The following is a 23,872-nucleotide window of genomic DNA, read 5'->3' as shown; positions in this document are numbered from 1 at the left end:
TTTACCTCTCATTAGTCTAATCTGTTGTCAAGGTGATTATCGTTGCTTACCGTTTGTACGACATTTTTACTTTGGTTGTATTTAGGGTGAAGTTGGATGTAAAGGATCGCCATAACCGTTCCCAGTACACCTAATGCGACCAAGTTAAAATTGGTAAATGCTGCGATAACAAAACCGGCATAGAAGAATGGCATTAGGTGGCCTGCTCTCATCATATTAATGACCATGGCATAACCTACAATGGCAATGAAGCCTCCTGCAATTTTTAATCCCATTGTAATCACCGGCGGAATTGCCTGTAACATTGTTTGTACACTATCTGTGCCGGCTGTTAAAGCCACAATTAAAGCCGGAATCGCAATACGCATTGCTTGAAGTAAAAGTGCAGAACGGTGAATCCAATCAAGCTTGGTTAAATCACCGGTTTCTACCGCATTATCCGCTGCATGTTGGAAACCCACGGTAATTGCACGCACCACATAGGTGAGAACTTGTCCGGCAGCTGCAAGTGGAATCGCCAGAGCAATTGCCGTTGGAATATCTTGTCCGCCAACAATCACTAACAAAGTTGAAACCACGGAAGCTAATGCCGCATCAGGCGCAAGTGCTGCACCGATATTCATCCAGCCTAAAGCGAGTAATTCTAATGTACCACCCACAATAATCCCTGTTTTCATATCGCCTAGCACTAAGCCAATAAGAGTACAAGCAATTAACGGGCGATGTGTTTGCCATTCATCAAGAATAGATCCCATACCTGAAATACAGGCACAAAGGAAGACCAGCACAATTTGTAAAGTAGAAATTTCCATAGTGATTTCCTTAGATTAAGTTATTTTTCTTTAATAAATCCATCATATATTGACGGCTATCGTTTGAAACTTTGCGCACATCCAATTCAATGCCTTGGGCATCTAATTGTTTGAAGGCTTCAATATCTTTGTCATCTACAGCAACGGCGCTAGTGATCATTTTTTTACCTTCACGATATGCCATTCCCCCGATATTGATAGAATCGAATTTTACCCCCGCATCCATTAAACGCACTACATCTGTTGGATTGGTGAAGAGTAACATCATTCGTTCATTAGTGTATTCCGGGTTATTGTAAACTCGGATCATTTTCTCAATATCCACAACATGCGCTGTGACGCCCGGTGGCGCAACGCTTTTCAGCATAGTGGAACGTACGCTGTCTTTTGCCACATCATCATTGACAACCACAATACGGCTCACCTTGCTTTCTTTTGTCCAGCGGGTGGCTACCTGACCGTGAATTAAGCGATCATCAATTCGAGCTAAACCAATAGTTAGATGCCCATTCCCTTGGTTACCTACTTGAGCCGGTTTATCCGGTTGTGCAAGTGCGGTCTGTTTTGGTTGAGTTTCTTCCGGTTCATTGAAGCGTAAAGCTCGAACACCGGTGCGACCTGTTTCTAAAGCAATGGCGACCAGTTCCGGTAAAGACGGATCATCATCTCGAGCCATAAAGGTTTCTACTAACATAGGCACATTTACCCCGGTGACAATATCCATGTTGTCTTTGCCTTCGGCAACACGATTTGCCGCATTAAATGGGCTACCACCCCAAGTATCGACTAAAAAGAGTACTTGATCACAATGTGCGAGATCCGTTGATAATTTTTGTTGATATTTGCCCATAATGGTTTCTGCATTTTCACCTGGGACAAAATCAATAAATGCTACATTTTCTTGTTCACCTATTAGCATCTCAGTAGTTCTGAGAAGCTGTTCGGCTGCTACCCCGTGAGTAGCTATAATGATAGCAATGCTCATTGACGCTCCTTACATTAAGTTTGATAAATTTAAGCCGCGCGGATTATAGCAATAAATTTTTAATTTACTTGGCTTTATTTTTAGAAAAGGTGATATGAATCACATTTTTGATGAATATCTATGCATTATTAGGGAGAGGTACGACCTCGTAACGAAAGGAAAGGGAATTGAGTAATGGAGAGAATATCACGCTTGATATTGTATTTGGCGTGATTTTTTTGTGAGGAAAGAGAGCGCTTATAAAGCTTGGATCACACCCTCTTTCACATCAAATAATTGCCCTTTTTCCATTGGCATTTCTTTCAGCTGTTCTAATGTGATTGCAGTGACAAAAACTTGTGAACCAATTTGTTGTAGGCGTTCTGAGAGTAATGTTCGTTTGAGTGGATCTAATTCTGAAGCGAAATCATCTACTAAAAAAATACAATGGCGTTGCTTTTCTTCCATTAAATGTTCGCCTTGGGCGAGGCGTAAGGCACACATCAGTAATTTTAATTGCCCGCGAGAAAGCACATCTTCCACAGGCAATCCATTCGCTTTAAAACGAAAATCTGCTTTTTGTGGGCCGGAAAACGTGTAGCCAAGGGCTTTATCTCGCTCAAAATTTTGTTCCAGTAAATCACTATATTCAGTATCTTTGTCCCAACCTTGATGGAAACTGACGTTAATCTCTAATTCCGGTAAAAATAGTTGGCAGGTTTTTTCAATATTTGGGCGTAAGGCTTCTGCATATTCTGAACGCCAAGTACTAACATCGTGAGCCAGTTTTGATAATTCAATATCCCAGATTTTTATTGCTGCATAGGGTTGATGTTGACTGAGTGCAGCATTGCGTTGTTTTAATAGGCGATTTAGGTTGCGCCAAGCGGAATGAAAATGAGTGTGATGGTGGAATAAACCCCAATCTAAAAATGCTCGGCGATAGCTTGGCCCGCCATTAAGCAAAGTTAAGCCTTCCGGCGTGATAAGTTGCATCGGGAGTAAGTGAGCAAGATCGGAAATTTTGTTTCCATCTTCACCATTGATTTTAACAATGCTGTTACCTTGGCGAAGTTTCTGTAATCCTATTGACCACTGATGTTGGTTTTCTTGGATATTCGCAAACAACGTAAAGTGTGGTTCATCATAAGAAATAATGCGATTTGTGACCGCACTTTTAAAGGAACGCCCATGCCCGAGATAGAAAATTGCTTCTAACAAGCTGGTTTTTCCGCTCCCGTTATTGCCGACTAAAAAGTTAAAGCCGCGATCTAATTCAAGATCAACGGCATTTAAATTTCTAAATTTCTCAATCAGTAAACGGGAAATTGCCATTTTATAGACGCATTGGCATAATCACGTACTCGCTGCTGCTATCTTCACAGTCTTCAATTAAGCAGCTAGAGGACGCATCCGTTAGGCGAATACGTACTTGTTGGCATTTTAAAGCGTTAAGTACGTCTAGAATATAAGTAACATTGAAACCGACCTCCAGTTCTTCACCGGAATAGATCACATCAACAATTTCTTCCGCCACTTCGTGTTCCGGATTGGAGGCGGTGATTTTAAGTTGGTTTTCACTTAAGTTTAAGCGTACGCTACGTACACGTTCATTGGAAAGAATAGAGGCTCGCACAAAAGCTTGTTTTAGGGTATCCCAATGACCTTCTACAATTTTATCGGCATTGCGTGGTAATACACGACGGTAGTCAGGGAAACGCCCATCAATCAATTTTGATGTAAAGGTAATATGATTGAGATGAATGCGAAGATTATTTGTACCAATTTGTAAACGGGCAGGTTCTTCACTGCTTTCCAACAGACGATTTAATTCCAGCACCCCTTTGCGTGGCAAAATGACCGCATGATTTTGTAATTCCTGATCAAGAGCAATGGTGCAAACTGCCAGTCGGTGTCCGTCCGTTGCAACGGTACGGAGTAAGTTACCTTCCGTTTCAAATTTCATACCATTTAAAAAATAGCGCGCATCTTGGTTTGCCATCGAAAACTGGGTCGCTTCAATTAAACGGTGTAAGGTATTTTGTGGTAAGGCAAAATCTACTTCCGATTGCCAATCGGTTAGATTTGGATAGTCTTCTGCAGGAAGCGTGGTGAGATTAAATTTACTTCTGCCTGATTGCACAATTGCACGATCTTCTTCAAACGTGACGGTAATTTCAAATTCGTCAGATAATGTGCGGCAAATATCTAAGAATTTTTTTGCCGGAATAGTGAAGTTACCATTGGTTGTGGAAGAAGAAAGTTGAGTTTGCGTTGAAAGCTCGACTTCTAAATCCGTACCGGTAATGGTTAAGCGGTTATTTTCAATTTGCAGTAATACATTATTCAATACGGGAATATTTGGGCGACTGCTTAATACGCCACAAACTTGTTGTAACGGTTTTAAGAGATTTTCTCTAGAAATACTAAATTGCATGGTGGCTCCTTATGCAGATAAGGTACGAATTAAATTCGCCCAGTCTTCTTGAATACTATTATCTTTTTCACGAAATTTTGGCACTTCACGGCAAGCGTTTAGCACGGTGGTATGATCACGATCAAAAGCACGTCCAATTTCCGGTAAACTACGGTTGGTTAATTCTTTTGCCAGAGCCATAGCAATTTGGCGAGGACGGGTTACCGAGCGTTGACGACTTTTGGATTTTAAATCCGACACTTTGATTCGATAGTATTCCGCTACAGTTTTCTGAATGTTATCAATCGTCACCAAACGTTCTTGTAAAGCAAGAATATCTTTTAGAGTATCACGCACAAAATCAATATTAATCTCGCCACCTTTAAAATCCTGCATTGCTTTCACTCGATTGAGTGCCCCTTCTAATTCACGTACATTCGTGCGTAAACGTTGAGCGATAAAAAATGCCACTTCTTCCGGTAAGTGCATTTGATGCTCTTCCGCTTTTTTCAATAAAATTGCTACACGGGTTTCTAAGTCCGGTGGTTCAATAGCTGTGGTTAATCCCCAGCCAAAACGGGATTTTAAGCGTTCTTCAATTTTCTCAATTTCTTTAGGATAGCGGTCAGAGGTTAAAATAATCTGGCGACCAGTCTCAAATAAGTTATTGAAAATATGGAAAAACTCTTCTTGGGTTTTTTCTTTTTCGGCGAAAAACTGAATATCATCCACTAAAAGGGCATCAAGTGAACGATAAAACTTTTTAAATTGATCCATATTATTGTCACGCATCGCTTTTACCATGTGTTGCATGAAATTATTTGCGTGAATGTAAAGGACACGGGCATGAGGTTTATTGGCTAAAATCCCATTGCCAATAGCGTGCAATAAGTGGGTTTTTCCTAAACCGGTACCCCCATATAAGAAAAAGGGATTGGCAGCCGCCTCACCGGGGGCTTGTGCCAATTTTTGCCCGACCGCACGAGCTAATTGGTTAGATTTTCCCTCCACAAAATTCTCAAACAAATGTTTTGTGTTGAGGTGTGATTCAAACTTCTGTGGTCTTTCAATTTCAGCCCCAATATTGACCGCACTTTCTCTTTGTTGAGACGGTACCGGTGGCACTGTTTTAGGCGTGGGTTTCACGCCCTCTTTAAGGATAATTTGTAACTTGGGATTTTGTGAAAGTGTTTGGCAAATTTGGTGAATTTGTGCAAGGTAGTGTGTTTCTACCCAACCTTTGACAAACATATTTGAAGCATAAAGCACGATTTGATCCTCAGAAACAACATCAGCCTGTAGTGGACGAAGCCAAGTACTTAAATCGGTCGCTGAAACTTGATCTTGCAATTGAGAAAGGCAGCTTTGCCAAAGATTAGAAAGGCTCACGATAAATTATCCTTAGGTTATGCTTTTTCCATTTGTAATGCGTAGTAAATTACAATTCAAAGTGCGGTCAAAAATTCTTGCGGATTCTACTATAATTTTGAAAAAAAATCTTCTTTCAAAAGAGAGAAAAGGATAAAAAGGTTTGCTTGAGATTCTTGCTGAAATCAGTATAATCCGCCCTGATTTTTTAAACAAACGGGCGATAGTTTGATAAATATCCCTTTCTTTGTTTGACGGCAGCCCAATTTATGTTTAGAATTGCGCTCTATTTTTTTAACCCCTGTTTTGGATTCAAAACACGATAATTTTTTGATTTAGGTAGATTACAATGAAACGTACATTTCAACCTTCAGTATTAAAACGTAGCCGTACCCACGGTTTTCGTGCTCGTATGGCAACTAAAAACGGCCGTCAAGTTTTAGCTCGTCGTCGTGCTAAAGGTCGTAAAAGTTTATCTGCATAATCGCTTTCTTAGTGGTTAAACTAAACTTTTCCAGGGAGTTACGTCTGCTAACTCCCCTTCAATTTAAAAATGTCTTTGAACAACCGTTTCGAGCTAGCACGCCTGAACTAAGTATTCTCGCCAGAAAAAATAACCTTGAACATCCCAGATTGGGTTTAACTGTCGCTAAAAAACATTTAAAACGTGCGCATGATCGCAATCGAATTAAGCGTTTAGTGCGTGAAAGTTTTCGCTTGTATCAACACCAGCTACCTGCTTGTGACTTTGTTTTTGTGGCAAAAGGCGGGATAGCGAAGCTTGATAATGTCACATTTCGTCAAACGCTGGAAAAATTATGGCTACGACATATTCGCTTGGCTCAAAAATCTTAATTGCTTTAATCCGAATTTATCAAGTTATTATCAGTCCTTTGATTGGCCCCCGTTGTCGATTTGTTCCTACTTGTTCGTGTTATGGCATTGAGGCCTTAAAAAACCATGGATTGTTAAAAGGTGGTTGGCTTACATTAAAACGTGTATTAAAATGTCACCCTTTGAATGCGGGTGGATTCGATCCGGTTCCACCAAAAACCAATAATAACGATGAGAAAAAATAATGGACTCAAGACGTAGCCTGTTAGTGTTAGCACTAATTTTTATTTCTTTCCTTGTTTATCAGCAATGGCAAATGGATAAAAATCCACCGCCTGTACCTGCACAAACAACTTCAATTATTTCTGATGTACCTGAAAGTTCCTCTTCATCGACACAACTTGCGTCTGATTCTGTACTTAAAGGGCGTTTAATTACCCTAGAAAATGATGTTTTACGCTTGAAAGTAGATACTTTGGGTGGTGATGTAGTAAGTTCCGAGCTCTTGAAATATGATGCTGAGTTAGATTCTAAAACACCATTTGTGCTACTAAAAGATTCTCCGGAACATATTTATATCGCACAAAGTGGCTTGATTGGTAAAAATGGGATTGATACCAAATCCAGACGTGCACAATATCAAATTGAAGGTGATCATTTCAAATTAGCAGAAGGGCAAGATTCTCTTTCTGTTCCATTAATTTTTGAAAAAGATGGGGTAACCTATCAAAAAGTCTTTGTTTTAAAACGTGGTAGCTATGATCTTAGTGTAGATTATAAAATTAATAACCAAAGTACTGAAGCTATTGAGATAGAGCCTTATGGTCAATTAAAACATACATTAGTGGAAAGTAGCGGCAATGTAGCGATGCCAACTTACACCGGTGGGGCTTACTCTTCATCAGAAACCAACTATAAAAAATACAGCTTCTCAGATATGAAAGATGCTAATCTTTCCATCAATACCAAAGCCGGTTGGGTCGCAGTATTACAACATTACTTTGTTTCTGCATGGATTCCGAATCAAGATGCGGATAATCAACTTTATACTCTCACCGATACCAAAAATAATGTGGCTTCTATCGGTTATCGTGGTCCGATTGTAACAATTCCTGCCGGTGCGCAAGAAACAATTTCCAGCTCATTATGGACAGGCCCTAAGCTTCAAAATGATATGGCAAAAGTTGCAAATCACTTAGATTTAACCGTTGATTACGGTTGGGCATGGTTTATTGCAAAACCGTTATTCTGGTTGCTTACTTTCATTCAAAGTATTGTGTCTAACTGGGGTTTAGCGATTATTTGTGTAACTATCGTTGTTAAAGCGATTTTATACCCTCTCACTAAAGCACAATATACCTCTATGGCGAAAATGCGTATGCTACAACCAAAAATGCAAGAAATGCGTGAACGTTTTGGTGATGATCGTCAGCGTATGAGCCAAGAAATGATGAAACTCTATAAAGAGGAAAAAGTGAATCCATTAGGCGGTTGTTTACCCATCCTTCTGCAAATGCCGATTTTCATTGCGTTATATTGGACATTTATGGAAGCCGTTGAACTTCGTCATGCGCCATTCTTTGGTTGGATTCAAGATTTATCTGCACAAGATCCATATTACATTCTGCCGATTTTGATGGGGATTTCGATGTATTTGTTGCAAAAAATGTCGCCGACACCGGTGGCTGATCCAATGCAGCAAAAAGTGATGAATTTTATGCCATTAATCTTTATGTTCTTCTTCCTTTGGTTCCCGTCAGGTTTAGTTCTGTACTGGTTGGTGTCTAACTTAATTACCATTGTACAGCAACAGCTAATTTATCGTGGGTTAGAGAAAAAAGGACTACATTCTCGTAAGAAATAATCTTTAACTATATAGAAAAGGCATCGAAAGGTGCCTTTTTTATCATTGAGTATTTGAATATATTTTCGATGGTGTGTAATCACCCTATTTTATTTTAAGCCGCAATAAAAGTGCGGTCATTCTTAGAAGAGTTTTTATGAAAGAGACAATTGTTGCTCAAGCTACCGCACCGGGGCGTGGTGGTATTGGGATTTTAAGAATTTCAGGCCCGTTAGCAACCCGTGTTGCACAAACGGTATTAGGTAAGTGTCCAAAACCAAGAATAGCGGATTACTTGCCCTTTAAAGATGCAGATGGAACAGTGTTGGATCAAGGCATTGCTTTATATTTTAAATCTCCCCATTCTTTTACGGGTGAGGATGTATTGGAATTACAGGGGCATGGTGGGCAAGTCGTCCTTGATTTATTGCTGAAACGTATTTTGCAAATTGAGGGGATTCGCTTAGCACGTCCGGGAGAGTTTTCTGAACAAGCCTTTTTGAATGATAAATTAGATTTAGCCCAAGCTGAAGCTATTGCAGATCTAATTGATGCAACATCTGAACAAGCCGCGCGCTCAGCGTTAAAATCCTTACAAGGTGAATTCTCCCGCAAAGTGAATGAATTGGTTGATTCAGTTATCTACCTACGCACCTATGTGGAAGCGGCAATTGATTTCCCTGATGAAGAAATTGATTTCTTAGCCGATGGTAAAATTGAAGCGAATTTACGTGGAATTATTACCCAATTAGATGATGTACGCCGTGAAGCAAAACAAGGTGCGATTTTGCGTGAGGGGATGAAAGTGGTGATTGCAGGTCGTCCGAATGCGGGTAAATCCAGTCTGTTAAATGCCCTTGCCGGACGTGAAGCCGCGATTGTGACTGAGATTGCCGGAACAACACGTGATGTGTTGCGTGAACATATTCATATTGATGGTATGCCACTGCATATTATTGATACGGCAGGACTTCGTGATGCAACAGATGAAGTCGAGCGAATTGGCATCTCACGAGCATGGACGGAAATTGAACAGGCTGATCGTATTATTTTAATGCTTGATAGTACTGAGCTTGATAGTCTAGATCTCGACAAAGTGCGGTCAGAATTTTTGGAAAAATTACCCGCTACAATTCCCGTTACGATAGTACGTAATAAAATTGATGTAAGCGGCGAGTCGGATGGATTGACGGAAGAAAACGGCTATCAAGTGATTCGACTATCTGCTCAAACCCACAAAGGCGTGCAATTACTACGTGATCATCTAAAAAAGACAATGGGCTTTCAAACCGGTATGGAAGGTGGGTTTCTGGCACGTCGTCGTCATTTAGATGCGTTAGAAAAAGCCGCAGAGCATTTACAAATTGGTCTAACACAATTGACGGAATTTCATGCGGGAGAATTATTGGCGGAAGAATTGCGTTTAGTTCAAACGAATCTAAGTGAAATCACGGGACAATTTACCTCCGATGATCTGCTTGGAAATATTTTCAGCTCATTCTGTATTGGTAAGTAAAGGCTGAGAGTAATGGCATTTTATACATTATGGATTATTGCATTAGGGCTTTCGATGGATGCCTTTGCTGTTGCCATTTCCAAAGGATTAGCAATGCGATCTTTTCGTTGGAAACAGGGATTAATAATTGCTTTGTGTTTTGGTTGTTTTCAAGCCATGATGCCGTTTATTGGTTATGTATTAGGTTCACAATTTAGCGCAATGATTCAAAATTGGGATCATTGGGTTGCTTTCATTCTCCTATTGTTAATTGGTACAAATATGATTCGTGAAGGTTTCACCGAAGAGGAAGAAGAACAGATTTCGGAGATAATCAATGTTAAACGGCTACTTACTTTGGGTTTGGCAACAAGTGTTGATGCTTTGGCTGTTGGTATCTCATTTGCTTTTTTGCATGTGAATATTATCGAAGCGGTATGGGTGATTGGTTTTACAACTTTTATGATTTATTTTATTGGAGTGAAGAGCGGTCATTTTTTAGGGAAAAAATTTAAAAGTAAAGCGGAAATTTTTGGTGGCTTAATACTGATGATTATGGGCGTTAAAGTCCTATTTGAACACGGTGTATTCGCATTTTAAGGTGCGATTTTTTTCACTTTCGATTATAATCTGCAAAATTTTTGTCTTTCTAAAAGGGTAAGTATGTTGATTGAAAAAATGCATGGTGTGGCAAACACCAAGATTGCTAAGTTTATTCTCGGGCTAATTACTGTTTCGTTTTTAGTCGGGGGAATGTCCGGTTATTTGTTTAGCACAAACGATACCTATGCAGCTAAAGTTAATGGTGAGACTATTTCTCAGCAGTATTTTATGGATCGTTATAATCAAGAATTTGAAGCACGTGCGGCACAAGAGGGCGAATCTTTTTTAACCCAATCTGATTCACCTGTGTTTGTTAATGCTTTGCGCCAAGGCTTAATTGAAGGTTTAGTGGATCAAGAGTTGCTTCGTCAGTATGCAAAAGAACTGAAATTAAGTGTCAGTGATGAGATGATTAAGCGTGCTATTGTTTCTGATCCTAATTTTCAATCTAATGGTAAATTTGATAATGCTTTATACCAACAAATCCTTGTGCAAAATCGTTTAAGTTCGGATGCTTATGCAAGTATTCTACGTGCTGCCCTCACGCTAGAACAAATGCAAAAAGGCATTGCGGACAGTGAATTTGTGGTGCCTGTCCAAGTTAAAGATAATGCACAGGTTTTCTTCCAAAAACGTGTAGCACGTTTAGCGACCTTATCTCTTTCAGAGGCAATGGAAAAACAAAATGTATCTGAAGAGGAGATTAAAGTCTACTATGAGGCAAATCAAAAAAACTTTGTTCAACCTGAGCAAGTCAAAGTGCAATATATTGAGGTTTCCGGTGCTGATGTATCAAAAGGTATTAAGGTAAGTGATGTTGAGATTGCACAATATTATCAAGACAATAAAGCGCAATTTATGTCTCAGCGTTTAGCACATATACAATTCGCTAATGAAAAAGACGCACAGTCAGCCTATCAAGCATTACAAAATGGAGCAAATTTTGCAGAGCTAGCCAAAGCGCATTCATTGGATAAAATTTCAGGCGAAAACGGGGGGGATCTTGGTTGGATTAATACAAATGAATTGCCGAAAGCTTTTGAAGAAGCCGCACTCGTACTTCCTGTAGGGAAATATAGTGAACCGGTGAATGTTGATGGCAATTTTCACCTTATCTTAGTAGAAGAGCGGAAAGAGAAAACATTGGATGAGGTAAAAACACACGTTGCCGATCTCGTGCGCCGCTCCTTATTAGAAAATCATTTTTATTCGATTGAAAAAAATATGCGTGAAAAAGCCTTTGAGGACAGTAAATCTTTAGAAGGCGCAGCGAAAGTAGCAGGGGTGAAAATTCAAGAAAGCGGTTATTTTTCTCGTCAAAATATACCGGCTGAGTTAAATTTCCCTAATGTGGTTTCTGCGATGTTTGAGTCGGATATTTCCAATGGGGGCGTTAATTCAGAACCATTGAACGTGGGTGAACAGCATTTCGTTTTAGTTCGTGTATTAGATCATAAGGCGGAAGGCGTAAAAGTGTTCGAGGAAGCAAAAACAGATATCGAAACGTTCTTAAAACGTGAGAAAGCAGAAAACGCTTTAATAGCAACAGCAACACAATGGGTAGATGCTCTTCCTGCAAATCCGAATAAATTGCCGGAGGGAATGACTTTCTCGCCGGCACAAACTTTCAGTTTTGCTGAAACTCAAGATCCGATTTTAATCAATAGCATTTTTTCGATGGAAAAGCCTGAACAGGGAAAGGTCTCTTATAAAGTGGCACGTAATAGTAAAGGCGATGTGATTGTGGTGGCACTTGAGAAGGTAGAACAAGGTTCATTAAATAAGGAAGAATTAGCGCAATTTGGTACTCAACTAAACCAAGCTCGTCAGGTGGAGCTACGTGCGCAACTTTTACAGGCCTTACGTGATAAGGCTCAAATTGAAATAAATGAATCTTTTATTAAACAAGAAGACGAAAATTAATGATTAAAGCCTATGCTCTCATAGGCTTTTTGATGGCAAAGGTAAATTGCAATTCAATTTAATTTTTGATAAAAAGTGCGGTAGTTTTTAACCGCATTTTTTCATTGATGAAAGGAAATCCTATGGTAGAAGAAACGATTTTTAGTAAAATTATTCGTAAAGAAATTCCGGCGAATGTTGTTTATCAAGATGAGCTTGTGACAGCATTTCGTGATATCTCTCCACAAGCAAAAACTCATATTTTAATCGTTCCCAATAAATTAATTCCAACTGTAAATGATGTTACTGAGCAAGATGAAGTTTCTCTTGGGCGTTTATTTACCGTGGCAGCAAAATTGGCTAAACAGGAAGGAATAGCGGAAGAGGGGTATCGACTCATCGTAAATTGTAATAAACATGGTGGGCAAGAGGTGTTCCATATTCATATGCACCTTGTTGGTGGTGAACCCCTTGGAAAAATGTTGGACAAATCATGAAAAGATTACTGATAGCACTGATGCTTTGTATGCTCGCAGCCTGCTCAAGCCCTGTACCGAATTTAGTTCATACAAACCGTCCGATTTTGAATATCACTGCCGACCTTTCGCCCTTAGTCGAAGTTAAAACAGACTTCAATTCAGCTTGGGTAAAAAATAAAAGTATTCAACCTATAAATGTGAATTATCACCTTTTCTGGTATAACGAACAGGGGGTGACACAAGTTTGGGAACAGCAGCGTGAAAGTATGATGGGTAATCTATATCTACAAGCACAAGAACAAAAGTCTATTGAGCTTGCTAAACCAACACCGGAAAGTACAAATTATCGTCTTTATTTACAATAAATTATGTCTACATTATTAATTGATCTTGAAGGCTATGAACTGACCCAAGAGGAAGTGGAGTTATTGTCTCATCCTTTGGTAGCTGGGATAATTTTGTTTACACGCAATTTTTATAATCGTGAACAAATTCAATATCTTATAGCATCGGTTCGTAAACGTGTAAAAAAACCATTATTAATTACTGTTGATCAAGAAGGTGGACGGGTACAACGCTTTCGAGAAGGTTTTACGCAATTACCGGCAATGCAGGCTTTTGCACAATTATCCAAGAATTCACTTCAACAGCAAACTTGGGCACGTGAAACCGGTTGGCAAATGGCAGCAGAAATGATTGCACTTGATATTGATTTAAGCTTTGCCCCCGTTTTAGATTTAGGTCATGAATGCCGAGCTATTGGTGATCGTAGTTTTACAAGTGATGTTCAAAGTGCGGTCAGTTTAGCGAGTGTTTTTATTGATGGTATGCATGAAGTAGGCATGGCAGCAACGGGGAAACATTTTCCCGGACACGGTCATGTGTTGGCTGATTCTCATTTAGAGACACCTTATGATGAACGCTCTCAAACGGAGATTTTTAGTCAAGATATTCAACCTTTTCAACAATTAATCCGACAGAAAAAACTGGACGCGATTATGCCAGCACATGTTATTTACTCACAATGTGATAACCAACCAGCGAGCGGCTCAGAATATTGGTTAAAAGATATTTTACGTGGGCAATTAAACTTCAAAGGTGCGATTTTTTCAGATGATCTTGGGATGAAAGGAGCAGGATTTATGGGGGATTTTGTTGAACGGAGTGAAAAAGCATTGAATGCTGGTTGTGATTTATTATTGCTTTGTAATGAACGGAAAGGAGTGATTCAAGTTCTTGATAATTTGAAACTGACAGAAAATCAACCTTACCTTGCTCAACGGAAAACTCGTTTAAATACCCTCTTTAAGACAAAGTCCCTCACCTGGGAAGAATTGACGAAAACTTCGCGCTGGTTAGAAAATCATGAAAAACTGACCGCACTTCAACAAGAATGGTTAGCCCAAAAAATATGATTCACTGCCATCATTATCAAAAGGGAAACTGTCGCTCATGTCAATGGCTTGAAATGCCTTATGCGCGACAAATTTCTGAAAAGATAGCCCATCTTAAGGATCAACTCGCCTCTTTAAACTGTGATAATTTAGTTTGGGAGCGGCCTTTTCAATCCTCACAAACCGTATTTCGTAATAAAGCCAAAATGGTGGTCAGTGGCGCGGTAGAAAAGCCTATTTTGGGTAATTCTCAAAGTTCAGTCGATTTATGCGATTGCCCTTTATATCCTATAAGTTTTAGTGCAGTTTTTCCTATTATTAAGGATTTTATCGGACGAGCAGGGTTGGTGCCGTATAACGTAGAAAAGCGAAAGGGAGAGCTAAAATATATCTTACTCACCGAAAGCACGGCAACAGGAAAATTAATGTTACGGTTTGTGTTGCGCTCCGAAAATAAATTACCACTAATTCAGCGTGAACTAAAAGCACTTTTAACTAAATTGCCACAACTTGAAGTCGTGAGTGTTAATTTACAGCCTCAGCATGCTGCCATTTTAGAAGGTGAAAAAGAAATCTTTTTAACCGAGGAGCAGTATCTACTGGAAAATTTTAACAATGTGCCACTTTTTATTCGTCCCCAAGGCTTTTTTCAAACTAATCCTCATGTTGCCTCGGGACTTTATGCTACAGCACAACAATGGATTAAGGGATTACCTATATCAAAAGTATGGGATTTATTTTGTGGTGTTGGGGGATTTGGTTTACATTGTGTAAAAGCTTTACAAGAAGCAACATCATCGCCTATTGAACTTACAGGGATCGAGATTTCTTCCTCCGCTATTTTTGCAGCAAAAATGTCTGCCCAAGCATTGGGTATGAAGAGAATAAAATTTCAATCTTTAGATGCAGCAAATTTTACTTTGAATCAACATGAAACTAAACCTGATTTAGTTATTGTTAACCCACCCCGTCGTGGTATTGGTCAACAATTAAGTGAATTTCTCAATAATATGAAACCGCATTTTATTTTATATTCTAGCTGTAATGCCGTTTCAATGAGCAAAGATTTACAATATCTTACGCATTATAACCCAACGAGAATTCAACTGTTTGATATGTTTCCTAATACGGCACACTACGAAGTACTCGTGCTATTAGAATGTTGCTAGATGAATAGTTGTCTTTACTGATTAAATAGGTATTACTGTATTGATGCTTATTAAGCAAAGAATTAGTGGGTTGAATAGTGTGTGCTATATTTAGGAATATTAATTAGTGAATAATGAGCTTGAATATTTAACCCAACCTTACAATCTTTATTAATAAGATATTTACTCTTTATCGTAATTCTAAGGCTAGATGGTGGGTCGTGAAGGATTCGAACCTTCGACCAACGGATTAAAAGTCCGCTGCTCTACCGACTGAGCTAACGACCCAAATATAGGATTTTAAAGGAGTTTTTTACAAAATTGAGATTTTGTAAAATGGTGCCCGAAGCCAGACTTGAACTGGCACGCCTCGAAAGGCGAGGGATTTTAAATCCCTTGTGTCTACCGATTCCACCACTCGGGCAAATTGGAGCGGGAAACGAGGCTCGAACTCGCGACCCCGACCTTGGCAAGGTCGTGCTCTACCAACTGAGCTATTCCCGCATCGCTATTGCTAAACAGCGAGGTGTATTTTACTGATTTATGACATGCTGTCAAATAAAAATAGTAAAAAATAAATTGATTGCTTAAAAATAACTCAAAAAAAGTGCGGTTGGTATTAACCGCACTTTTATATAATTTTGGCTATTTATTTGGTGCTTGCATAAAGCGGAAGAAATCACTATCAGGTTTTAAAAGCATCATATTTTCCGAATTGGAAAAACTTGCTTCATAAGCTTTTAGACTGCGGACAAAACTGAAGAATTGTGGATTTTGTGAGAATGCATCGGAATAAAGTTTTGCTGCGCTAGCATCACCTGAACCCCGCAATTCTTGCGCAGTTTTATTTGCATTTGCGAGGATTAAGGTGACTTTACGATCAACATCGGCTTGAATAAACGCAGCCTTTTCCTTACCTTGTGAACGATGTTCACGAGCCACAGCATCACGCTCTGCACGCATACGTTGATAAATTGAAGATGAAACTTCATCCGGTAGGTTAATTTGTTTTACACGTACATCAATGACTTCAATACCTAGCTCTGCAGTGCTGTCTTGACCTGAATTTAAGGCTTTTTTGGCACCTTCCATGAGCTCACCACGAGTACCGGAAACAATGTCTTTAATTGTTCTCGTACCAATTTCGGAACGTAAACGGTCATTGACTTTGCGGCTTAATAAACTTGCAGCTTGGTTGTAATCACCACCACCGGTTGAAGTATAGAAACGACCAAAATCGCTAATTTTCCATTTTACATAGGAATCTACCAATAAGTCTTTTTTCTCAACGGTGACAAAACGTGTTGCTGAACCATCTAAAGTGCGAATGCGTGCATCAAGTAGTTTAATACTATCAATAAGGGGGATTTTAAAATGTAACCCAGGCTCATATACCACCACCTTATTATCGGCATCACGCTGAACTTTGTTAAAACGCAACATAATCCCTCTAGTGCCTTCAGTAACGACAACAATACTTGAGTAAATTACCGCCACGATGACGAAAATAACGGGTAATAAAAGTTTACGCATTAGTTAAATCTCCCTTGGCGAACAGGTTCGGATTTGCTTGGTTGAGCACTATTTGATTGATTTTCAGATGAGATTAAATTCGGTGTAGGATTAACCACATTTTGCCCTTTCTGTACTACTTTTTTAGCCATAATCTGTTCAAGTGGCAGCACGGTTAAATTGTTACTGTTATTGCCATCTAACATCACTTTCGGCGTATTTGCCATCACTTTTTCCATTGTTTGAATGTATAAACGTTCACGCAATAGATCCGGTGCGGCTTTAAATTCCGGTAATAAACGTTGGAAACGTTCTACTTCCCCCTGTGCATCTAATACAATTCGATCTTTATAAGCAGTTGCTTCCTCTACGATTCGCTGCGCATCACCACGTGCAATCGGTTCCTTCTCACGCGCATAGGCTTCTGCCTCACGAATAAAGCGTTGTTCATCTTCTTGTGCTTTAATAGCATCATCAAAGGCATCTTTGACTTCTTCCGGAGGACGTGCGGATTGGAAGTTTACATCAATTACTTCAAGCCCCATATCGTAAGGTTTGATAATATCATTCAAAGCTTTCCAAGTATTTTCACGTACCACGGCACGACCGGTTGTGAGAATATCATCCATTGTCATATGCCCGACGACGTAACGTAAAGCACTATCCGTTGCTTGATTTAAACTATCGTCAGCGTTGGTTACGTTAAAACGATATTTTGCTGGATCTTGCACACGATACTGTACAGTCATTTCGACTTTCACCATGTTTTCATCTTGGGTAAGCATTGAACCTTGGGTTTTTAGCTCTTTTACCTGTTCTACATTGACCGGTAGCACTTTATCTACAAAAGTAGGTTTCCAATTTAAGCCCGGTTGAACAATGGAATGTAGTTCTCCAAAACGTAATACCACACCACGTTCAGCTTCTTTGATGGTATAGAAACCACTTGCGCCCCAAATAATAGCGCCTAATACGGCTACAACAGGTAAGGTTTTACCAAAATTTAATGGGAGAGATGGAGGCGAATTAGAACCGCCATGATTTTGACCGCGCTTTTTGCCGTTGCCCCCACCTAATTTTTTTAATAGATTATTAAAAATCTCTTCAATATCTGGCGGTGATTGTTCTTGATTACCGCGATTTTGATTTGAATCCCATCCGTTATTTGATGAGTTTTCGGGCTTTTGCTCATTGCGTTGCCCCGGCTTGCCCCAAGGATCTTGGCTTGAACCATTCTGCGACATGTCGTTCTCCATTTGTCAAAAAATTGTTACGAGTTTATCGGAATAATGGGGATACGTCTATTAAAATACAAGAGATTTCCACAATAAAAATCCTTGAATATTCTCCAGGATTTCTAGCTTTAGTTAACGTCATAATGCATAAGTGGGAGATGTTTTTGAGGAACCAAAGTATTCCCTTCCCAATGGAAAAAGTGCGGTTGATTTTGACGTTGATTGACAAATGCCGCTAAATAAAAGGGGAGTTCACCTGTAAAAAAGATCCTACCTTGAGGGCAATGCTCAGAAAAGATTTTTTGCGCATGGGGAAAATGATGGACTTCCGATAATTTTGCAATTCCAACGCCTTGTGATTTCAATATCGCTTCACGTAGGCACCAACAACGATAAAATGTCAGCTTGGAACAAGATTGTTGCTCAAACCACGCCAATTCATCTTGAGATGCAAAATGTTTCATTAGGGCAAGAAAATCACGTGGTCTGGGACATTCAATGTCAATGCCGACCGTACTTTGTTCTCTTCGATTAATATCTAATACCACGGCCACCCAATCAGCTGAATGGCTAATATTAAAATCAATAGTTTCATTGGGGAAATAAGGACGCCCACTTTTGGTGCGTTCAATGTTTCCTAAAAGTGAGGTATTTTTCCCTGTTATTCTTAATAATTTCCATAATAGGAAGTGGGCTAATCTCCGACACTGATGGCGTTGTTGAACACGGTGATATTGATGGTTAGGTGTGATAATTAATTTTTCAGGAACCAGTTCATTTGGTATTTCGTGGAATGGGAAAGGTTGCTGAATATTGGCGTAAGCGATAATCGTTGTCATAAGAAAGTGTGAAAAAGTGCGGTCAAAATTAACCGCACTTTTTGTTATTTCAACAAATATGCACGTAATTGTGCAAAATCATTGTCCATTTCATCAGAAAGCAGTGGGAGCTTATTGTGTTTATCTAATGTTTCAGGCAAGGCTAATTCAAGGTTGAGAATCCTCTCAACAGATTCTTTAAATTTTGCCGGGTGTGCAGTACAAAGGAAAATACCGGTCTCGCCCGCATTAAGCTGATCTTTTAGCACTTGGTAAGCGATAGCACCATGGGGTTCGCAAACATATCCTATCTTGTGCATCGCTTTGAGGGTTTTTTCTGTTTGTGTATCAGTGAGCATACCCGCACCTAATTCCGCTAAATTCCAGCTATTACGTTTAAATAATTCTTCTACGCGTGGCCAGTTATTTGGACGACTGACATCCATCGCATTAGAAAGTGTGACAACGGTGGCTTTCGGTGCCCATTCACCAGATTGTAAATACCGTGGTACGGTATCATTCGCGTTGGTTGAGGCGATAAAACGCTTAATTGGTAAACCTAAGGTTTTTGCAATTAATCCCGCGGTTAAATTACCAAAATTCCCACTTGGTACAGAAATAACCACATTATCTCGTTTTTCTTTTGGTAATTGGGCGACAGCCTCAAAATAATAGCAAATTTGGGCTAATAAACGGCTAATATTAATGGAGTTGGCAGAGTTTAAGCCGATCGCTTCACGCAACGTTGCATCGTCAAAGGCTTGTTTTACCAGCGCTTGACAGGCATCAAAATCACCATTAATGGCAACGGTGCGGATATTTCCCCCTAGTGTGCAGAACAATTTTTCTTGTAACGGGCTGATTTTACCTTTTGGATATAGAATCACGACATTGATATTTTCCAAACCATAAAATGCGTGCGCCACCGCTGCACCGGTATCACCGGATGTTGCTGTTAGAATCGTAATTTTGCCATCTCCACGCACAGCAGCGAGTGCTTGTGCCATAAAACGACCGCCAAAGTCTTTAAATGCCAATGTTGGTCCGTGGAAAAGTTCAAGGGCATAAATATCTTCTTCAACTTTTTCTAAAGGCGCTTGGAAAGTAAAGGCATTTTTCACCATCACATTGAGTGTTTCAGAGGGGATTTCATCGCCAATGAGCGCAGAGAGAATTTTTTGACTACGCTCTACAAGTGGGAGGTTGAGTAGTTCGTTAATATGAGAAAGTTGAGGAATGATTTGTGGAAAAAATAAGCCTTGCTCTTTTCCTAGCCCTTGGCGGACAGCTTGGGCGAAATTCACCTGTTGTTCTGGATGTTTGATGTTATAAAGGTTCATTCTTGATCCTATGTTAATATTTTAATCTCTTAATTTTAATGGTATTGCTTGTTTAACGAGATGCGCATTAGCCAAGTACTCGTGCGCCCTCATTATCCACCTTGCAAATATGCACAAAACCTTCGTTATTTTGCAAGTAATGATTTTCAAGATAAGTCGCAAGTTTAGTGGCCGTTTGTAAATCTGAGGCAATGGAAAAAATCGTTGGACCTGAGCCTGAAATGCCGGTAGCAAGTGCGCCTAAATCACGGGTTGCCTGTTTCACTTCTGAAAAATTCGGTAATAATGACTCACGATACGGCTCCGCAATGACATCTTTCATCATCATTGCGGCTAAATTTTCTTGGCGGGTGTGACAAGCATGAACAAAACCACCCAAGTGACGACCGTGGGTGATCACATCCTGTCTTGTGTAGCTTTTAGGTAAAATCGCCCGAGCCTCAGCAGTAGAAACTTCAATGCCCGGATAAGCTAAAACCCAATACCAATTATCAAAGAATGGTAGTTTTTGACAAATATTACCAAGGGACTGTACCATAAATTGTACCCCACCAAGATAACAAGGTGCGACATTATCATAGTGAATAGACCCTGAAATTCGCCCCTCTAATTCCCCCATCATTTCAAGTAATTCCATTTTTGAGAATGGTTCATTATGGAATTGATTTAGTGCCACTAATGCAGCCACAATTGAGCAAGCACTTGAACCTAAGCCGGAACCAATGGGCATATTTTTTTCAAGGGTTAATCGAAGTGGTTTAATATGACCACCTCGTAATTTTAATTGTTCACTGAATAATACATAGGCTTGATAGACGATATTTTTTTGTGGCTCTTTTGGTAATTTACGGACAAAATAGCCCGCACTTTCTAGTTCAAAACCACTTGTGATTGATTCAATTTGAATCACATCGCCTAATAATGAACCGTCAATGGGGGAGATTGCCGCCCCCAATGTATCGAAGCCCACGCTGATGTTTGCACTTGATGCCGGTGCATAAATTCGTAACATCGGAAGTCCTCATTAATGTTGTAATGTTCTTAAAATATCAGCGAAGATGCCGGCAGCCGTGACTGCATTACCTGCACCATAACCACGTAATAATAATGGAATAGGCTGATAATAGCGAGTGTAGAAAGCGAGGGCGTTTTCTCCGTCTTTTACTTTGTAAAGTGGGTTATTTTGATCAACGGCAACAATCGAAACTTTGCATTTCCCCTCGATAATTTGTCCGACATAACGTAATACTTTTCCTTCGGCCTTGGCTGCTTCTACCCGTGCTTTGAAGTCATCATCAAGCTGTGGCAACATCGCCATAAACTCATCGGCTGATTTACCTTCAGAGAAACCTTGTGGTAATACCCCCTCCACTTCGACATTAGAAAGCTCTAATTCTAGGCCTGCTTCACGTGCGAGAATTAAGAGTTTACGTGCCACATCTTGACCTGATAGGTCATCTCGGGGATCCGGTTCGGTAAATCCTTTTTCACGAGCAAGTGCGGTCACTTCTGATAGAGAAAAGCCTTCTTCCAATTTACCAAAAATAAAGGATAGCGAGCCGGATAAAATTCCTTCAAAACGTTCTAACTCATCACCGGCCGCAAGGAGATTTTGCAAGTTTTCAATCACGGGTAAGCCTGCACCGACATTGGTCTCATATAAAAACTTATGCTGACTTGCCTGCGCATTTTGGCGTAACTCATGATAATAGGACAGATCGCGTGTGTTGGCTTTTTTATTTGGTGTGACGACATGAAAACCTTCTTTTAATGCTCGAGCATAAAGACCTGCGACAGATTCTGCCGAGGTACAATCAACGAATACCGGGTTAACCACATGATGTAATTTAATGAACGAAAGTAAGACATCAAAATCAGAAGGCTGGGTTGCATTTTCAAGATCGGTTTTCCAATTTTCTAAATCTAAGCCATTTTCATTGAGGAGCATTTTGTTGGAGTTTGCAATGGCACAGACGCGAATTTCCACCTCTTTCTTCGCCAAATACTCCTTTTGGCGCTTTACCTGCTCAATCAATTCACCACCGACACCACCGACGCCCACAAGAAACATATCTACGACCTTTTTATTGTTAAAAAGGGCTTGATGTGTGGCTTTCACCGCTTCAATTGCTTTATTTTGTGGTACAACAGCAGAAATAGAACGTTCGCTAGAACCCTGTGCGATTGCTACAATGCTGATATTCGCCTGTGCTAATGCGGAGAAGAAACGGGCGGCAATACCTTTCGCTTGTTTCATTCCATCGCCTACTACCGAGATAATGGATAAATCTTTAATCACCTCAATCGGCTCTAATTGATTTGCATTAAGTTCGTTCGAAAATTCAGTTTCAAGCACAACTTTAGCGGTTTCTGAAGATTTCACCGGAACACAGAAACTGATACTGTATTCGGATGAGGACTGAGTAATTAAAATCACTGAAATACCTGCGCTCGACATTGCTGAAAATACACGGGCTGCCATTCCTACCATACCTTGCATACCAGGGCCTGAAATATTGAACATTGCCACATTATCTAAATTGGTAATGCCTTTTACTTGTAAACCTTCGGATTTTACATTGCCATCAATAATCGATCCCGGTGCGGAGGGATTACCGGTATTTTTAATCACACAAGGAATATTTTGTGGTAATAATGGACCGATAGTGCGAGGATGAATCACTTTTGCTCCGAAATAGGAAAGTTCCATTGCTTCACGATAAGAAAGGGTAGGTAATAATCTCGCATCCGGTACTAAACGGGGATCACAAGTGTAAACCCCGTCCACATCTGTCCAAATTTCACATACACGGGCATTTAAACAAGCGGCCAGACAAGCCGCAGAATAATCCGAACCGTTGCGACCTAATAGTACGAGTTCCCCTTTTTCATTGCCGGCAGTGAAACCTGCCATTAATACCACTTTATCTTTTGCAATATTTTCAGCACTGACTCGTTTGGTGGATTCGGCAATTTCAACGGAGGATTCTAAATATCCTCCTGTTGCTAATAATTGTTTTACCGGATCGACAATATGGACGTGATAACCACGGGCTTCAAACCAAGCTTTCATCATTGCGATGGAAAGCTTTTCACCACGACAATCAATCGTTGCTTTCACCGAATCTTCAACTTTACCTGCTTGACGTATTTCTTCCAATAGCCCTTTAATTTGAGAAAACTCCGCATCAATGAGTGCTTTTGTACCATTTAAGTCAAACTGATTATTTTCTGCATGTAACCCATTAATAATGTTGTAGAAAATATCAAGAGCTTCGTTGAAATGAGTATCGGTGGGTTGGTTTAGTGCAGCTTTTTCTGAGAGGGCAACAAGGTGATTGGTAATTTTTGCCGGTGCGGACAAGACGCCTGCGGCTTGCTCTTCTAAGTGAGCCTGTTCAATCAGTTTTGCTGCCTGAGAAAAACGTTCGGGATTTGCAAGCGAAGTGCCACCAAATTTGAGTACGCGCATATTCGTTCTCCTAAAGATGTTGTATTTTTAAAATTTATAAAAAAACCCGCATTCGGTTGAATCGCGGGTTTTCGGTATCCTATTTTCTATGTACTAACAACCCGCACCATTAAGCATCGTAATAGTCATCATAATAATGGTAATGGTGTTAAAAGTGCGGTTATTTTTCATGGTGTTTTTATTTTTCAAAACGAGTGCGTTAAGAAATACTGAAATTTATGTAACTTGTCAAACAGA

The 23,872-nt window shown here is 39.9% G+C and carries 22 protein-coding genes and 3 tRNA genes; 11 read left to right on the top strand and 14 right to left on the bottom strand.

Translation table 11 applies throughout. The features are described from left to right. Positions 1-11: 11 nt before the first annotated feature. The 5 genes from E4T92_RS00650 to dnaA form a co-directional block, all read right to left on the bottom strand. Positions 12-812, bottom strand: coding sequence for a PTS mannose/fructose/sorbose transporter subunit IIC (locus tag E4T92_RS00650; RefSeq protein WP_077542826.1), 801 nt, complete (start codon positions 810-812; stop codon positions 12-14). 10 nt (positions 813-822) lie between these two features. Next, positions 823-1,797, bottom strand: a complete 975-nt coding sequence (gene manX / locus E4T92_RS00645; RefSeq protein ID WP_135093022.1) for a PTS mannose transporter subunit IIAB — start codon at positions 1,795-1,797, stop codon at positions 823-825. A gap of 237 nt (positions 1,798-2,034) precedes the next feature. Then, entirely contained in the window at positions 2,035-3,111 is a 1,077-nt protein-coding gene (recF, locus tag E4T92_RS00640) for a DNA replication/repair protein RecF (RefSeq protein WP_135093021.1), read from the bottom strand. Position 3,112: 1 nt separating this feature from the next. Further along, a complete protein-coding gene (dnaN, locus tag E4T92_RS00635; protein ID WP_077542829.1) occupies positions 3,113-4,213 on the bottom strand; it encodes a DNA polymerase III subunit beta in 1,101 nt (366 codons plus the stop codon). Positions 4,214-4,222: 9 nt separating this feature from the next. Next, entirely contained in the window at positions 4,223-5,581 is a 1,359-nt protein-coding gene (gene dnaA / locus E4T92_RS00630; RefSeq protein ID WP_077542830.1) for a chromosomal replication initiator protein DnaA, read from the bottom strand. Positions 5,582-5,909: 328 nt separating this feature from the next. Between dnaA and rpmH the strand changes: the two genes are divergently transcribed. From rpmH to rlmC, 11 genes are all read left to right on the top strand, one after another. Continuing rightward, complete coding sequence (rpmH, locus tag E4T92_RS00625; protein WP_005539760.1) at positions 5,910-6,044, top strand: 50S ribosomal protein L34; 135 nt, start codon at positions 5,910-5,912, stop codon at positions 6,042-6,044. 11 nt (positions 6,045-6,055) lie between these two features. Further along, a complete protein-coding gene (gene rnpA, locus E4T92_RS00620; RefSeq protein WP_077542831.1) occupies positions 6,056-6,415 on the top strand; it encodes a ribonuclease P protein component in 360 nt (119 codons plus the stop codon). Next, entirely contained in the window at positions 6,379-6,639 is a 261-nt protein-coding gene (gene yidD / locus E4T92_RS00615) for a membrane protein insertion efficiency factor YidD (RefSeq protein WP_077542832.1), read from the top strand. The genes rnpA and yidD overlap by 37 nt, the downstream gene beginning before the upstream one ends. Then, on the top strand, positions 6,639-8,258 hold the full coding sequence (gene yidC / locus E4T92_RS00610) for a membrane protein insertase YidC (protein ID WP_135093020.1): 1,620 nt from the start codon (positions 6,639-6,641) through the stop codon (positions 8,256-8,258). Before yidD ends, yidC begins: the two co-directional genes overlap by 1 nt. A gap of 136 nt (positions 8,259-8,394) precedes the next feature. Continuing rightward, complete coding sequence (gene mnmE / locus E4T92_RS00605; RefSeq protein ID WP_135093019.1) at positions 8,395-9,753, top strand: tRNA uridine-5-carboxymethylaminomethyl(34) synthesis GTPase MnmE; 1,359 nt, start codon at positions 8,395-8,397, stop codon at positions 9,751-9,753. A 12-nt stretch (positions 9,754-9,765) separates the two neighbouring features. After that, complete coding sequence (locus tag E4T92_RS00600) at positions 9,766-10,332, top strand: manganese efflux pump MntP family protein (protein WP_135093018.1); 567 nt, start codon at positions 9,766-9,768, stop codon at positions 10,330-10,332. A gap of 63 nt (positions 10,333-10,395) precedes the next feature. Continuing rightward, positions 10,396-12,258, top strand: coding sequence for a SurA N-terminal domain-containing protein (locus E4T92_RS00595; protein WP_135093017.1), 1,863 nt, complete (start codon positions 10,396-10,398; stop codon positions 12,256-12,258). Positions 12,259-12,380: 122 nt separating this feature from the next. After that, positions 12,381-12,734 (top strand): purine nucleoside phosphoramidase, encoded by a 354-nt coding sequence (hinT, locus tag E4T92_RS00590; RefSeq protein WP_135093016.1) that lies wholly within the window; start codon positions 12,381-12,383, stop codon positions 12,732-12,734. After that, the gene (locus tag E4T92_RS00585) at positions 12,731-13,081 is read left to right on the top strand and encodes a DUF1425 domain-containing protein (RefSeq protein ID WP_077542838.1); all 351 of its coding nucleotides are present in this window, start codon (positions 12,731-12,733) and stop codon (positions 13,079-13,081) included. The genes hinT and E4T92_RS00585 overlap by 4 nt, the downstream gene beginning before the upstream one ends. A 3-nt stretch (positions 13,082-13,084) precedes the next feature. After that, positions 13,085-14,131, top strand: a complete 1,047-nt coding sequence (gene nagZ / locus E4T92_RS00580; protein WP_135093015.1) for a beta-N-acetylhexosaminidase — start codon at positions 13,085-13,087, stop codon at positions 14,129-14,131. Beyond that, complete coding sequence (gene rlmC / locus E4T92_RS00575; RefSeq protein WP_135093243.1) at positions 14,128-15,279, top strand: 23S rRNA (uracil(747)-C(5))-methyltransferase RlmC; 1,152 nt, start codon at positions 14,128-14,130, stop codon at positions 15,277-15,279. Before nagZ ends, rlmC begins: the two co-directional genes overlap by 4 nt. A gap of 191 nt (positions 15,280-15,470) precedes the next feature. Here the strand turns inward: rlmC and E4T92_RS00570 are convergent. From E4T92_RS00570 to thrA, 9 genes are all read right to left on the bottom strand, one after another. Beyond that, positions 15,471-15,546: transfer RNA gene (locus E4T92_RS00570), tRNA-Lys, on the bottom strand. A gap of 49 nt (positions 15,547-15,595) precedes the next feature. After that, positions 15,596-15,682 (bottom strand) — tRNA-Leu (locus E4T92_RS00565). A gap of 4 nt (positions 15,683-15,686) precedes the next feature. Next, a tRNA-Gly gene (locus E4T92_RS00560) sits at positions 15,687-15,762 on the bottom strand. Positions 15,763-15,903: 141 nt separating this feature from the next. Then, positions 15,904-16,791 carry a protease modulator HflC gene (gene hflC, locus E4T92_RS00555; RefSeq protein WP_135093014.1) on the bottom strand — a complete coding sequence of 296 codons (888 nt, stop codon included), beginning with the start codon at positions 16,789-16,791 and terminating at the stop codon, positions 15,904-15,906. After that, positions 16,791-18,014, bottom strand: coding sequence for an FtsH protease activity modulator HflK (gene hflK, locus E4T92_RS00550; RefSeq protein ID WP_077540318.1), 1,224 nt, complete (start codon positions 18,012-18,014; stop codon positions 16,791-16,793). Before hflK ends, hflC begins: the two co-directional genes overlap by 1 nt. Positions 18,015-18,133: 119 nt before the next feature. Further along, a complete protein-coding gene (locus tag E4T92_RS00545) occupies positions 18,134-18,844 on the bottom strand; it encodes a 4'-phosphopantetheinyl transferase superfamily protein (protein WP_135093012.1) in 711 nt (236 codons plus the stop codon). A gap of 44 nt (positions 18,845-18,888) precedes the next feature. Further along, positions 18,889-20,163 (bottom strand): threonine synthase, encoded by a 1,275-nt coding sequence (gene thrC, locus E4T92_RS00540; protein ID WP_135093011.1) that lies wholly within the window; start codon positions 20,161-20,163, stop codon positions 18,889-18,891. A gap of 67 nt (positions 20,164-20,230) precedes the next feature. Then, positions 20,231-21,175 (bottom strand): homoserine kinase, encoded by a 945-nt coding sequence (gene thrB, locus E4T92_RS00535; protein ID WP_135093010.1) that lies wholly within the window; start codon positions 21,173-21,175, stop codon positions 20,231-20,233. 12 nt (positions 21,176-21,187) lie between these two features. Next, complete coding sequence (thrA, locus tag E4T92_RS00530) at positions 21,188-23,635, bottom strand: bifunctional aspartate kinase/homoserine dehydrogenase I (RefSeq protein WP_077540326.1); 2,448 nt, start codon at positions 23,633-23,635, stop codon at positions 21,188-21,190. Positions 23,636-23,872 lie beyond the last annotated feature (237 nt).

It is taken from the genome of Pasteurella sp. WM03 (assembly GCF_004570945.1).
Lineage (GTDB): Bacteria > Pseudomonadota > Gammaproteobacteria > Enterobacterales > Pasteurellaceae > Rodentibacter.
The sequence above is the reverse complement of the archived record's forward strand: the minus strand, read 5'-3'. Positions and strand labels throughout refer to the sequence as shown.

What these genes read in the sequence shown, in the direction of transcription:
- E4T92_RS00600 (WP_135093018.1), top strand. Translation starts at nt 9,766, where the DNA reads ATGGCATTTTATACATTATGGATTATTGCATTAGGGCTTTCGATGGAT.
- E4T92_RS00595 (WP_135093017.1), top strand. Translation starts at nt 10,396, where the DNA reads ATGTTGATTGAAAAAATGCATGGTGTGGCAAACACCAAGATTGCTAAG.
- rpmH (WP_005539760.1), top strand. Translation starts at nt 5,910, where the DNA reads ATGAAACGTACATTTCAACCTTCAGTATTAAAACGTAGCCGTACCCAC.
- hinT (WP_135093016.1), top strand. Translation starts at nt 12,381, where the DNA reads ATGGTAGAAGAAACGATTTTTAGTAAAATTATTCGTAAAGAAATTCCG.
- yidD (WP_077542832.1), top strand. Translation starts at nt 6,379, where the DNA reads ATGGCTACGACATATTCGCTTGGCTCAAAAATCTTAATTGCTTTAATC.
- thrA (WP_077540326.1), bottom strand. Translation starts at nt 23,635, where the DNA reads ATGCGCGTACTCAAATTTGGTGGCACTTCGCTTGCAAATCCCGAACGT.
- thrB (WP_135093010.1), bottom strand. Translation starts at nt 21,175, where the DNA reads ATGTTACGAATTTATGCACCGGCATCAAGTGCAAACATCAGCGTGGGC.
- mnmE (WP_135093019.1), top strand. Translation starts at nt 8,395, where the DNA reads ATGAAAGAGACAATTGTTGCTCAAGCTACCGCACCGGGGCGTGGTGGT.
- E4T92_RS00650 (WP_077542826.1), bottom strand. Translation starts at nt 812, where the DNA reads ATGGAAATTTCTACTTTACAAATTGTGCTGGTCTTCCTTTGTGCCTGT.
- E4T92_RS00545 (WP_135093012.1), bottom strand. Translation starts at nt 18,844, where the DNA reads ATGACAACGATTATCGCTTACGCCAATATTCAGCAACCTTTCCCATTC.
- recF (WP_135093021.1), bottom strand. Translation starts at nt 3,111, where the DNA reads ATGGCAATTTCCCGTTTACTGATTGAGAAATTTAGAAATTTAAATGCC.
- E4T92_RS00585 (WP_077542838.1), top strand. Translation starts at nt 12,731, where the DNA reads ATGAAAAGATTACTGATAGCACTGATGCTTTGTATGCTCGCAGCCTGC.
- manX (WP_135093022.1), bottom strand. Translation starts at nt 1,797, where the DNA reads ATGAGCATTGCTATCATTATAGCTACTCACGGGGTAGCAGCCGAACAG.
- thrC (WP_135093011.1), bottom strand. Translation starts at nt 20,163, where the DNA reads ATGAACCTTTATAACATCAAACATCCAGAACAACAGGTGAATTTCGCC.
- rlmC (WP_135093243.1), top strand. Translation starts at nt 14,128, where the DNA reads ATGATTCACTGCCATCATTATCAAAAGGGAAACTGTCGCTCATGTCAA.
- hflC (WP_135093014.1), bottom strand. Translation starts at nt 16,791, where the DNA reads ATGCGTAAACTTTTATTACCCGTTATTTTCGTCATCGTGGCGGTAATT.
- hflK (WP_077540318.1), bottom strand. Translation starts at nt 18,014, where the DNA reads ATGTCGCAGAATGGTTCAAGCCAAGATCCTTGGGGCAAGCCGGGGCAA.
- dnaN (WP_077542829.1), bottom strand. Translation starts at nt 4,213, where the DNA reads ATGCAATTTAGTATTTCTAGAGAAAATCTCTTAAAACCGTTACAACAA.
- nagZ (WP_135093015.1), top strand. Translation starts at nt 13,085, where the DNA reads ATGTCTACATTATTAATTGATCTTGAAGGCTATGAACTGACCCAAGAG.
- yidC (WP_135093020.1), top strand. Translation starts at nt 6,639, where the DNA reads ATGGACTCAAGACGTAGCCTGTTAGTGTTAGCACTAATTTTTATTTCT.